14 protein-coding genes are annotated in these 10,354 nt (G+C 64.6%); 11 read left to right on the top strand and 3 right to left on the bottom strand.

Annotated features, from left to right (window positions below; translation table 11 throughout):
* The 5 genes from E5N76_RS29030 to E5N76_RS29050 all read left to right on the top strand — a co-directional run.
* Positions 1–265, top strand: a 265-nt coding sequence (locus tag E5N76_RS29030; protein WP_149541474.1) for a BrnT family toxin, incomplete at its 5' end; no start/stop codon positions are given.
* Entirely contained in the window at positions 249–503 is a 255-nt protein-coding gene (locus E5N76_RS29035) for a BrnA antitoxin family protein (RefSeq protein WP_149541475.1), read from the top strand. The genes E5N76_RS29030 and E5N76_RS29035, both read left to right, overlap by 17 nt.
* Before the next feature lie 371 nt (positions 504–874).
* The gene (locus tag E5N76_RS29040; RefSeq protein WP_149541476.1) at positions 875–1,117 is read left to right on the top strand and encodes a hypothetical protein; all 243 of its coding nucleotides are present in this window, start codon (positions 875–877) and stop codon (positions 1,115–1,117) included.
* Positions 1,118–1,348, top strand: coding sequence for a hypothetical protein (locus E5N76_RS29045; RefSeq protein ID WP_149541477.1), 231 nt, complete (start codon positions 1,118–1,120; stop codon positions 1,346–1,348).
* Positions 1,348–1,641, top strand: coding sequence for a hypothetical protein (locus E5N76_RS29050; protein ID WP_149541478.1), 294 nt, complete (start codon positions 1,348–1,350; stop codon positions 1,639–1,641). Before E5N76_RS29045 ends, E5N76_RS29050 begins: the two co-directional genes overlap by 1 nt.
* Positions 1,642–1,840: 199 nt before the next feature.
* On the opposite strand, the gene E5N76_RS29055 is transcribed toward E5N76_RS29050, so the two are convergent.
* Together E5N76_RS29055 and E5N76_RS29060 are read right to left on the bottom strand one after the other, a co-directional pair.
* Positions 1,841–2,407, bottom strand: coding sequence for a hypothetical protein (locus E5N76_RS29055; RefSeq protein WP_149541479.1), 567 nt, complete (start codon positions 2,405–2,407; stop codon positions 1,841–1,843).
* Between the two features lie 89 nt (positions 2,408–2,496).
* A complete protein-coding gene (locus E5N76_RS29060; RefSeq protein ID WP_149541480.1) occupies positions 2,497–4,341 on the bottom strand; it encodes a type IV secretory system conjugative DNA transfer family protein in 1,845 nt (614 codons plus the stop codon).
* Positions 4,342–4,528: 187 nt separating this feature from the next.
* On the opposite strand from E5N76_RS29060, the gene E5N76_RS29065 reads away from it, so the two are divergent.
* The 3 genes from E5N76_RS29065 to E5N76_RS29075 are packed head-to-tail and all read left to right on the top strand — an operon-like array spanning position 4,529 to position 7,088.
* On the top strand, positions 4,529–4,876 hold the full coding sequence (locus E5N76_RS29065; protein WP_149541481.1) for a plasmid mobilization protein: 348 nt from the start codon (positions 4,529–4,531) through the stop codon (positions 4,874–4,876).
* Positions 4,873–6,843 carry a relaxase/mobilization nuclease domain-containing protein gene (locus tag E5N76_RS29070; RefSeq protein WP_149541482.1) on the top strand — a complete coding sequence of 657 codons (1,971 nt, stop codon included), beginning with the start codon at positions 4,873–4,875 and terminating at the stop codon, positions 6,841–6,843. The genes E5N76_RS29065 and E5N76_RS29070 overlap by 4 nt, the downstream gene beginning before the upstream one ends.
* Complete coding sequence (locus E5N76_RS29075; RefSeq protein WP_149541483.1) at positions 6,840–7,088, top strand: hypothetical protein; 249 nt, start codon at positions 6,840–6,842, stop codon at positions 7,086–7,088. The genes E5N76_RS29070 and E5N76_RS29075 overlap by 4 nt, the downstream gene beginning before the upstream one ends.
* A 440-nt stretch (positions 7,089–7,528) precedes the next feature.
* Here E5N76_RS29075 and E5N76_RS29080 read toward each other — a convergent pair whose 3' ends face one another.
* Positions 7,529–8,554 (bottom strand): replication protein RepA, encoded by a 1,026-nt coding sequence (locus tag E5N76_RS29080; protein WP_149541484.1) that lies wholly within the window; start codon positions 8,552–8,554, stop codon positions 7,529–7,531.
* A gap of 727 nt (positions 8,555–9,281) precedes the next feature.
* Between E5N76_RS29080 and E5N76_RS29085 the strand changes: the two genes are divergently transcribed.
* The 3 genes from E5N76_RS29085 to E5N76_RS29095 all read left to right on the top strand — a co-directional run bounded on the left by E5N76_RS29085 (position 9,282) and on the right by E5N76_RS29095 (position 10,184).
* Positions 9,282–9,560, top strand: coding sequence for a hypothetical protein (locus tag E5N76_RS29085; RefSeq protein ID WP_149541485.1), 279 nt, complete (start codon positions 9,282–9,284; stop codon positions 9,558–9,560).
* A 110-nt stretch (positions 9,561–9,670) separates the two neighbouring features.
* Positions 9,671–9,946, top strand: coding sequence for a BrnT family toxin (locus tag E5N76_RS29090; protein WP_149541486.1), 276 nt, complete (start codon positions 9,671–9,673; stop codon positions 9,944–9,946).
* Entirely contained in the window at positions 9,930–10,184 is a 255-nt protein-coding gene (locus tag E5N76_RS29095; RefSeq protein ID WP_149541475.1) for a BrnA antitoxin family protein, read from the top strand. The genes E5N76_RS29090 and E5N76_RS29095 overlap by 17 nt, the downstream gene beginning before the upstream one ends.
* The last annotated feature ends 170 nt before the right edge of the window (positions 10,185–10,354 follow it).

Raw genomic sequence — 10,354 nt, forward strand, 5'->3', positions numbered from 1 at the left:
ATGGGACCCGAACAAGAACGCCAAGAATTTGGAAAGGCACGGAATTTCCTTCGAAGAGGCGAGCCTGATTTTCGAGGGGCCGGTGCTGTCCCAAGTGGACACGCGCAACGATTACGGCGAGGAGCGGGTTGTCAGCATTGGCCTGATCCGTGGCGTCGTCGCCGTGGTGGTCGTGCACACCGACCGGCAGGGCAAAACCCGCCTGATCTCGGCCCGGCTCGCGAATCGGAACGAAAGGAGCAGATACCATGCGCATGTCCGATAAGCGCCTGAAGGAACTGGCGGCGCGCAGCGATAGCCAGATCGACTACAGCGAGATTCCCGAGCTCGACGAGAGCTTTTGGAAGAACGCCCGCCTCGCCTCGCCCGACCGCACGCAGCCGGTGACGCTGCGCGTCAAGCGGTCCGTGCTGGAAGCCTACAAGGCCCAAGGCAAGGGCTATCAGACGGTCATGAATGCCGTGCTGGAGAGCTACGCCCGCACCCTCCCCAAGCCGGATTGAAACCCTCGCCCCCCCGAGGCTGATTCCTCCCCCGGCAAATGGGATACCGGCCTCGCCGCCGGAACGGTCAATCTCGACAGGCGCAATCGTCCAAGACGATTGAAAAGCCTCATTCTTTGGAGGACCCGCCGGAGGCGGGCCGCGCAGCGACATTCTTCGGAGCCGACGCCCTCCCCGCACGGCCGCGCCGCAGCGGAAGGCAAGGGCGGCGCAGCCGGGACCGGAGCCACGCGCAGGATGCGCCAGCATCCGAGCATGGCGAGGACCCACCCCTTGCCGGAGCGAGTACGGCCGTACAATAAACGGCGGATCAGATAGAATTAATCGGATGTTTACCGCTTTGGTTGTGTAATACTTGCCAAGAGGCAAGCATGCGATTTTATACCGATGAACAGAAGAAAGAAGAAATCGAGGCGTCGCGGTTCGAGGCGCGGAATTACGTCATATTCCACGAAAGATTTAACCGGATGTCGCCGTCAGAAATCGGCGATCATTCGGCGGTTGAGTTTTTGGCGGTTATGGAAGCGCTGCATCTTGATTTTGAAGAAGTTTTATCTTTGTTGAACCAGAATATAGACCATTTTTTTCCAAAACCAGAAGGAGATTTGCAATAAATGTCTGACGATAAACAGCTATTCAACGTATTGAAGCCCAAGACCTATGTCGGGAAGGACCGCAAGCAGCGCACGACGCTTGTCTCGATTGCGACCGCCTACCCGATCAAGGACGGAACCGGGATCAGCTTCACTTTGCCCGATGGGGTTTCGATTTCGGGCGAGGTCGTGATCCTGCCGCGCGACCGGAAGGAGAGCGACGCGGAAGACGGCGCGGATATCCCCTACTGATGGACGGGCGGCCGACCATAACAACGGGCCTCGGCGTGACCATTCCGCCCTCGGCGGAGGCCGCGCCGGGGTCCCCCCAGCCCTTCCCCCGCCCGGCCGGGCGGTTCGGGAAGCGGGTCTATCGCGGCTTCGGGGTGGTGGACCGGGCCGGAAATCTCGCGTGGGGCACGCTGCGCGGGACGCCGGAGGCGGCGCATGCGACGTGGCTGAAATGGAACCCCGCGCCGCCTGAACATCCGCAGGGCGAGACGGTGCGGAAGATCACGGTCACCATAGAACCGGGCGAGATTTGACAAAACGGTGCGATTCGTAATAGAAAATCTGCATGTCTTTGAGCAATGAATTCAATAGATGGGCTTTTGTCCCGGCATGGAGCTTTATTCCGGCGTGGTCGTTTCAGCCCGCTTGGGCTATTCAGCCGCACTGGGCCATTCAACTTTCCTGATTCCGAGCACGCCCGCAAACCCACCTAGGAAGCCCGTACAGGGGCCTTTAGCCTTTCCGGCTACCCCACCACCGGGACAGCCACGAAAGCCGCTCAGCGGTCGCCGGAGGCGGCGCGGCGGGCGGTTTCGGCGGGGGGGTGTTGAGCTTGGCGAGGAAGTCGGCCACGAGCGCCCGGCGTTCCTCCCCGGCCGCCTCAACCAGCTTTTGCAGCCGGTCCAGCTCCGCCGCCTTGTCGGCATGTCGCTCGCGCAGCCCATCGAGCTCGGCTTGCAGCTTGTCGACGGCTTCCGCCCGAGGCCGGAGCCGGGTGATTTCCGCCCGCGCGTCCGCGAGGTCCGCTTTCAGGGTGTCAATATGGGCTGTCAGGGCGTCAAGAAGTGCTGATTTTTCAATGTCATTGCCAGTGTCATTGTAACCGGCAGTTGAAGTGTCATTGCCACCTTTGGGCTTGTCGTTGGCGATGGTTTCCGGGTCTAGGAACACCCACCATTTGTTGTCGAGGTTGCCCCGCTCGCCCCGCAGTTTCCCGGCCGCGATGCGGGCCTTGACGGCGTTGCGCGTGATGCCGAGCAGTTCCCCGGCTTCTTTCAATCCCATGCGTTCAACTGCCATCTCGCTCCCTGTCAACTGCCGGTCACAATGCCATGTCATTGTAACCGGCAATGCCAGCGTCAGCGAGTGTCAACGTGGGGGGGCCGGAGTTATCCCCTAGATTTTGCGGCGCTTTCCACGGGGGGCAGGCCGTATTTCGCTCGCATGCGGTTAAGCGCGTGTGTGCGCCGGGTATCGTTTGTAAGCGGTATGGTGACGGGGCAAAACATCATAGCGAAAATAATGGAAGAGATGAACCAGAATAGGAACGGCGCGGGCTCGCCGTTTGGGGTCCGGAGAATTTCCCACCATGCCCACGCTCCGATGGGCGTCCCGGCCAGCCATGTGACCCATTGCCAGAGCGGGGCGGATTCCGCGCGCATAATGAGGTTGTCCCGCGCTCGCGCTCTTTCTCGTCGGAGGTAAGCTCGCAGCGGCGCGGCGTTCGCCAGATCGGCGTAAGCGGCATCTGTGGCTTGTCCGGGATATTCCTCGCCGTCTTGCAAGGTTTTAGGCGGTGGCAGGAAGTAGGGGGCGAGCCGCAGGTTGAGCACGTCATTGCCGGGACCGAAGACGATCATGGAGCGGGCGACGAGATCGCCGGGCTTTTTGGCGACGAGGGCGGCGATTTCGGGGGGCGAAAGGCGGGCGCGGCCGGACATGCCCATGGCGTGGCCGTGCCGGGCGCGGTCGTTCTCCATGGCCGCTTGGTAGGCGTCGCGGGCTTCCTGATCGTTCCAGATCATGCCGCGCAAGCCTTGGCGGTCGCGCCAGACGTGGAAGGGCGGGATTTCCGGGGGGGCGGAGGCGATTTCCTCCGGCGTGATCCTGTCCAGCCATCCGGAAATATTGGTAAGGGTCAGCGGGTCCGTGTTCCCGAAGAAAATCCGGGCGTCAGAGTTGCCGAAGAAGGTTTCCATGCCCGCTTGGCCGTAGAGCGTTGTCAATTGCCCGAGGTCTTGGACAAACGGCCACAGATGAACGCCATTTCCAGCCATCCGGCCTGCCGCCTTTTGTACGGCGTCGATTTTGCCGAGGCTGAAAAATTCATCAAGAATGAACAGGCATGGCGTTCCTTTGAAGCGATCCGGCCCGCTTTTATTGGCTGTAGGCTTCTCCATTTCGTTCAGCGCCAGCCGCACGAAGAGGCGGAAGAACCGGGCGTGTTCCTCGACATAGCGCGAGGGCAGCACGAGAAAGACCGTGCAGCGCCCCGCCTTGAGGTCCGACAGGCGGAAGGAGGATTCCGCCATGCACGCCTGCAGGGCGTCCGATCCGAACTTGTCGATGGAGCGGCGGGCGGTGCCGTGGAATTCGCGGGCGGATTTGGAGCCGTCAGCCAGCAGGGCGGCGGCGGTTTGGGCGAGCCCCCCGCAGGCCGGGTTTTCTGCCATCCCGGCGAGCAGGACGGCCCAATTGTCGCCGCTGGCGTTCAGCATGTCGCGGATTATGGCGAGGCGGTGGAGCTCGGGGGGGAAGGCCGTCAGGGCATGGGCGATGAACCCGGCGAGGATCGCAACGCCGCCATCGTACCATTCGCCGTCTTCCGCCTTGTGCCGCAGCACGAGGCCGTCAGCGATCACGGTGATATCTTCCCGGATGGTCGGGCTTCGGGGGTCCAGATCGGCGAGCGGATTGTAACTGGCGCGGCGAATGTCCGGGACGTCAGCTTCCCGGAATGGGTCAAGGACATAGACGGCCTGCCCCATATCGCGCCGGGCTTTCCATGTGAGGGCGGCGTTGTCGCCTTTGGTGTCGACGACGAGGGCGGAATGGGGCCATCGCAGCAGGTTGGGCACGATCAGGCCCGCGCCTTTCCCGGTGCGTGATCCTGCGACCGTGATAGCGTGCCGTTCGGTTTTCATGCCGATTTCGCGGCCGTCATCATTGACGCCGAGGAATAGCGAGCCGGGGCTGTAGGCATAGGCGGACGGGTTCGAGAACTGGAACGGCATGGGGGCGGTGCCTTTCGCGGGTGCAAATCTCCGGTTGCGTTAATGCCCCTTTAACGGGGTCCGGATATCGTATATGGAAAAGCAGAGTAGTGAACAGTCTTTTTGCTATGCAAAAATGTTCAGTCAGAGGGCTTATCGCGGCCCTCCGACACCTCCCCGCGCTACGACGGCGTTCAATGGTGGGTTGATGGAGAAGCGGCGGACAGGGCGGCCGAAACTGGCACCGGGGGAGGGGCGGGAAGCGCAGTTGCCCCCGGTCCGGCTGACCCTTGCCGAGCGCGATCACGTCGAAGCGCAGGCCGCCGCCGCCGGAATCAGCGTGGCCGAATTCACCCGCCGGGCGGTTCTCGGCCTACGGGTCCAGCCCCGGCGCACGGAGACGGAGGACCGCCTTATCGTTGCGCTTAGCCGCGTGGGGAATCTGCTGAACCAGATCGCCCGCGCCATGCACACCGACCGCCCGGAGCATGCCGACCTTCAGGCGGCGCTCGATCACCTTCGGACGCTGCTTGCCTTGCTGGCGGGGCGGCAATGAACTTCCAGATTGCCGGGACCGGGCGCAGCTTCAAAGGCGCATTCGCCTACTACCTGCACGACAAGCGGCAGGACCCGGCCGCCGCGCATCTCGCTACGGCCGAGCGCGTGGCGTGGATGGAGGTCCGCAATCTGGTGGTGGACGATCCGGCCGCCGTGCAGGGCGTCATGATCGCCACTGCCCGCCGCGCGGAACAGTTGAAGCGCGAGGCCGGGGGCAGCGCGGCGGGCCGGAAATCGAAGGGCGAACCGGTGTTCGCCTACTCGCTGCAATGGCACCCCGAAAACGAGACAATCCCGGATCGCGCCGGGATGATGGCGGCGGTTGACGCAACGCTCGCTGTCATCGGGGCCGAAGGCCATCAAGCCGCGATCATCGCGCACCGGGACACCGCACACCCGCATGTGCATGTTATCGTCAACCGGATCGACCCGGAGACGGGGAAAAGCCTGTCTCTCAACAAGAGCGCGGATCGGCTCGATTTGTGGGCTTATCGCTACGAGCGTGACCGGGGCGAAATCGTCAGCCCGCAGCGGCACGCCAAATGGGAGAGGCATTTTAAGCGCACGGCGAAGCGTGACCTTGAGCGGGATTTTGAGACGGCCGGAAAGCCGCTTGCCGAGCCCGCACAGGCGCGGAAGCCATTGGCCGCCCCTTCCCCCCGTCCGGAGCCGGAGAAGCCGCCACAGGCCCCGGAATCCGCGAAGACGCCCGCGCCGGATCGGCGACCGAACCCGGCCCCGAAATCCCGCGCCGCCCTGCTGGCCGAGCAGCAGGCCGCGCAGAAGGTCCGCCACAAGCAGGAATGGCGCGACCTGTCCGCCGCGAACAAGGCCCGCCGCGACGCGGTTTTCCGGGAGCGGATCGACTTCAAAGCCATCGCGGCCGAGCATCGCAAGGCGACGCGGCCCCTATGGTCCGATTTCGGGAAGATGCAGGCCGCCGAGCGCCGCGCCTTCCGCGAGCGGGAAAGGCGGCTTTCCGGCATCGTGCGGAACGCCATCGACGTGGTGCGCAGCCAGCAAATCCGGGGCGTGGCCGAGGACCGGGGTTTCCTGTCCATGTGCTTCGCCTACACGCTCAACAGTCAGGCGCGGGCGGCGGCGTTCTCGACACGGCAGCAGCAGGAAAAGACGGCTTTTGCGGCGACGCAGGACGCGGCTTTGCAGGCGAAGTTTGACGCGGCGAAGGTGGTGCAGGCCCGCAAGCTGGCCGAGGTCCGCGCGGCCTATGACCGCGAGCGGGCCGAACTCATCGTGAAGCAGGATCTCGAGCGCAGCCAGATCCGCGAGCGGTGGCGGTTGATCTATACCGAGCGCGACCTACTCGCCGCCGCGCAGCAGCGCAGCCGCGAGCGGATGACGCGCCGCGACGGGCAGAATTTCCGCCACGGCCGCCGCCTCGATCGGGCAACCTGGCCGCGCTCGATCGACAGCCAGGCCAGGCCGTCACCTGGTCAAACCGCCCGCGTGCAGCAGCAGGAGAAAGCCGCCGTGAAATCGGCCTTCGACCGTTCGGCAGACTTGGCAGGAGCCAAGCAATCGCCCGCCGCCCCGACCGAGCGCGTCAGCGTGTCGGTTCCCGCGCCCGCTCCGGCACCGGAGGGCGTGGCGGTCCCGCCCTCGCGCGAGGTGCGCAGCGTCCCGGCCGACAGGCCCGCGGCATGGGCACAGACGGCCGCGGGGCAACGGGCGACCGCGCCGCAGAAGGCCGCACCGGACAGCTTGCGACGATCCTTCGACAAGCAGCCCGAGCAGCCACGGCGCCCGGAATGGGTGGCACATGCCAAGGATCGCCCCGCCGGCACGCCGGCGCCGGCGAAGGACTGGCGGACCTACGCCGCGCCGGCTGGCGAGCAGCAGAAGCAGCCCGAGGCCCGCGACTGGCGACAGGAGCAGAACAACAGGCCGAAGCCGACCACGCCGCCACGCGGCCGGTTCCGGGATGAATGGGAGCGCGACCGATGAAGAAAGACAGGACCTTACCCGCGAAAAGCCGGGCGGAAAAAGCCGAACAGGCATGGACTTGGCGCGAGATGCGGGCGGATGGATGGACCCCCCCGCCTGCCGACCCCGCGCCCGCGCCTGTTCGCCAGTGGCCCGGCACCGTCAGCCGCGAGGCCGACACCCGCAAGCGGCAGCGCGAGGGGCGCGAGCTTCGCCCCATGCGGTTTTTCGGCCGGGATCATGACGAGCGCGAGCGCGACCGATGACACCGGCCGAGCAAGCGCGCCTATGGGCCTTGGTGGAACAGTTCGATGAGAGCACGGGCGCGGATCAAGACGCGGCGGGCGATGTGATCTGGGCGGCCCTGTCCGGCTGGCGGCCGGGGGCGTCACCGGAGGACATGAGCGGTGACGAAGCGCGCCTTTGGGAAGCGATGCACCGCCGGGCTTTCGGTCAGCCGGGGCCGGAGCGCGGTGCGAAAGTGCAATAGTTTCGGAATTGAAGTCCGATAATACCCATTATGGAAACGGAATTACAGTATTCGCCAAGTCGCCGGTAAATCGAAACGAACGGCTTTCGCTCGCCTGCCCGGTTTGACTTCAAAACGCCAGTATTCGGCTCCTGCGGATCAGCGTTTTCGAGCCGGTTTTACTTAGCGGCGGGGGGGCGCTGTAGAGGTCGAAATCGCCGTTGTCGTTCGCCGGGTTCATCGAGAGGGACCCCCTAGGCTGATCCGGGTTTTCGGCACTGGCGGGGCGGAGGCGTAGAGAAACAAGCCCGCGCCGGTTACGTCGATCTTGGCGGCCGGGTAGACGATGCAGGCTTGCTTAAGGGCGGTCATAAAGACTTGTCGAAATTTGCGCAGACTTTTGTAATCAGGCCCGAATTGCTCTTTCGCCACGGGCCAAGGAACCAACTGGCGGCCGGGGGCAGGAATGCGGTGGAGCCGTTGCGCGAGCCATGCGTACACGTCGAGGGCCATAGCGGAGTGGGAAAGCGCCGCAATCGCTTGTTCATTGAGGGGCACCGCATGCGCTTGCAGGCTGGCGAAATAGTCGGCCGAAAGTTGGACCGTCGAAGGCCAGAGGACGCGCTGCCGCCCGTCTTTGGGGAACCAGAGGTCGAAGCCGCTCACCACCTTGGCGTCGATCTGGTACGCTCCCTTTGGGCCGACGAAGGCCATGCGGATCAGCGCGGCGGAGAGCGCCCCGACCTGATCCTTGATCGTGCGGATTGTCCGTCCGTCCGTGGTTAGCCCGATCCGGTTGACGAAATCGGTCAGGCTGTCGCCCACGTCCACCACGGGCGATTTCGTGCGAATCGCCTCGCTGTTCAGATGCATGAGGATCAGCCGGGCTTTTGGTCCCCACGGGAGGCCGAGCTTCACCCACTCCCCGGTTTCGGGGTCCATGGCTTCGCCTGCGTTGATCTTGAGCGCGGCGCTTCCCTGCCGCCGCTCCCAATCCCGGATCGCCGGGCCGGGATCGCGGTATGGGAGGGCGGTCTGGCACAGGATGGAATGCTGATAGGCAATATCGCCCTCGGCCTCGGCCACGCGCCCGGCCGTGTCGATCAGGCGGGTTTTGATGAGCGTGAGGGTCTGGCCGGGCCGGGCTGCGCCCATCTTATCGAACAGGCCCGGCAGCATCTCACCGACCGGCTTCCACGTCCCGGCCGTGCGGCGCTTGCCTCGCACCTTGCCCGCCCATTTCCTTTGATCCGAAAGCGCCATGATTCCCCTTCCCCGTCACCCTGCCGGAAGCGCGCGGCCGGGGGCAAGGGCGGAGGGGGAGTTATCCACAAATCCAATGTATAGAATCACTTATCCACGAGCACTTTGGTACGCGATCCACGAGCACTTTGGTACGAAAGGGCACGAGCACTTTGGTACGCAAACCGTTAAAATATAGAACCTATAGATTCCTGTAGTTGGCGCGGGATAAGTCGGATAACTGGCGAAGGGGGGGGGCAGAGGGAAGCGGACGGCGCTACGCGCCGACCCTGTTTGTTTGGCCGCTGCGCGGCGGGCATGCGCCCCGACCTGCATTCAGCGTCCCTACGGTTCTCGGCCCTGTCAAAAGCGGGTCCTCGCCATGCTCGGATGCTGGCGCATCCTGCGCGTGGCTCCGGTCCCGGCGCTTTAGCGCCGTTTTGACAGGGCCTGCGATCCTCCGGGATTCGACCTTGCAGGGCCGGGCCGAGGAACGGGCTTTTTTCAGACCGACCAAGGAACAGGGGCTTAGGAGGGGCTGGCGGGGCCGCCGGTCGCTGTGATCGACGCGAGCCGGGAAAGGCACGACCGGCCGCGATCAGGACGGCGAGAATCCCCTTTTCGCTTGCCATAATCAGCAGATCAGCCCCGGCGACGCGCCTTTCCGGCCGACCGGCGGCGTTGTCTGCGAGGCAGCCAAGGGGGCGGGACCGCGCCATGATCCCCGGCACCAGCAGGAGCCGGGACGATGACGGAAGGCAGGAAGACCCGCACGGCGGCCGAGATGCAGGCCATGTTGCCCGCCCTGCGCGAGCGCGTGCAGCAGGCCGCAGCGGCGAATGGCGGGACTGCCCCGCTCGCGGCCGTGAAGGCCCTCGCGGTCGCAGAGGCCGCCGCAGCATGGGCGGAAGCGGTTGAGGCTGGCGCGGACCCCGAGACCGTCGCGGCGGCCGTGGGGGCGCTGCAACAGGCGAACGCCGCGCTCGCGGCCGAGACCGCCCCGCCCCCGTCAACCTATCGACCCTGATAGGGTTCGCCCCCCCGAGGCTGGCCCTCCCCTCTCCCGGCAGATGGGATAGAACGGGAAACGTTATATTCCCTTGACCTGTACATACAATTTGTTATAACATTATTCCGATGATCTTCGAATGGGACCCGAACAAGAACGCCAAGAATTTGGAAAGGCACGGAATTTCCTTCGAAGAGGCGAGCCTGATTTTCGAGGGGCCGGTGCTGTCCCAAGTGGACACGCGCAACGATTACGGCGAGGAGCGGGTTGTCAGCATTGGCCTGATCCGTGGCGTCGTCGCCGTGGTGGTCGTGCACACCGACCGGCAGGGCAAAACCCGCCTGATCTCGGCCCGGCTCGCGAATCGGAACGAAAGGAGCAGATACCATGCGCATGTCCGATAAGCGCCTGAAGGAACTGGCGGCGCGCAGCGATAGCCAGATCGACTACAGCGAGATTCCCGAGCTCGACGAGAGCTTTTGGAAGAACGCCCGCCTCGCCTCGCCCGACCGCACGCAGCCGGTGACGCTGCGCGTCAAGCGGTCCGTGCTGGAAGCCTACAAGGCCCAAGGCAAGGGCTATCAGACGGTCATGAATGCCGTGCTGGAGAGCTACGCCCGCACCCTCCCCAAGCCGGATTGAAACCCTCGCCCCCCCGAGGCTGATTCCTCCCCCGGCAAATGGGATACCGGCCTCGCCGCCGGAACGGTCAATCTCGACAGGCGCAATCGTCCAAGACGATTGAAAAGCCTCATTCTTTGGAGGACCCGCCGGAGGCGGGCCGCGCAGCGACATTCTTCGGAGCCGACGCC

The organism is Siccirubricoccus phaeus, assembly GCF_008360935.1.
GTDB classification, from domain to species: Bacteria; Pseudomonadota; Alphaproteobacteria; order Acetobacterales; family Acetobacteraceae; genus Siccirubricoccus; species Siccirubricoccus phaeus.

What these genes read in the sequence shown, in the direction of transcription:
- E5N76_RS29065 (WP_149541481.1), top strand. Translation starts at nt 4,529, where the DNA reads ATGGAGAAGCGGCGGACAGGGCGGCCGAAACTGGCACCGGGGGAGGGG.
- E5N76_RS29060 (WP_149541480.1), bottom strand. Translation starts at nt 4,341, where the DNA reads ATGCCGTTCCAGTTCTCGAACCCGTCCGCCTATGCCTACAGCCCCGGC.
- E5N76_RS29035 (WP_149541475.1), top strand. Translation starts at nt 249, where the DNA reads ATGCGCATGTCCGATAAGCGCCTGAAGGAACTGGCGGCGCGCAGCGAT.
- E5N76_RS29050 (WP_149541478.1), top strand. Translation starts at nt 1,348, where the DNA reads ATGGACGGGCGGCCGACCATAACAACGGGCCTCGGCGTGACCATTCCG.
- E5N76_RS29090 (WP_149541486.1), top strand. Translation starts at nt 9,671, where the DNA reads ATGATCTTCGAATGGGACCCGAACAAGAACGCCAAGAATTTGGAAAGG.
- E5N76_RS29080 (WP_149541484.1), bottom strand. Translation starts at nt 8,554, where the DNA reads ATGGCGCTTTCGGATCAAAGGAAATGGGCGGGCAAGGTGCGAGGCAAG.
- E5N76_RS29040 (WP_149541476.1), top strand. Translation starts at nt 875, where the DNA reads ATGCGATTTTATACCGATGAACAGAAGAAAGAAGAAATCGAGGCGTCG.
- E5N76_RS29045 (WP_149541477.1), top strand. Translation starts at nt 1,118, where the DNA reads ATGTCTGACGATAAACAGCTATTCAACGTATTGAAGCCCAAGACCTAT.
- E5N76_RS29085 (WP_149541485.1), top strand. Translation starts at nt 9,282, where the DNA reads ATGACGGAAGGCAGGAAGACCCGCACGGCGGCCGAGATGCAGGCCATG.
- E5N76_RS29095 (WP_149541475.1), top strand. Translation starts at nt 9,930, where the DNA reads ATGCGCATGTCCGATAAGCGCCTGAAGGAACTGGCGGCGCGCAGCGAT.
- E5N76_RS29070 (WP_149541482.1), top strand. Translation starts at nt 4,873, where the DNA reads ATGAACTTCCAGATTGCCGGGACCGGGCGCAGCTTCAAAGGCGCATTC.
- E5N76_RS29055 (WP_149541479.1), bottom strand. Translation starts at nt 2,407, where the DNA reads ATGGCAGTTGAACGCATGGGATTGAAAGAAGCCGGGGAACTGCTCGGC.
- E5N76_RS29075 (WP_149541483.1), top strand. Translation starts at nt 6,840, where the DNA reads ATGAAGAAAGACAGGACCTTACCCGCGAAAAGCCGGGCGGAAAAAGCC.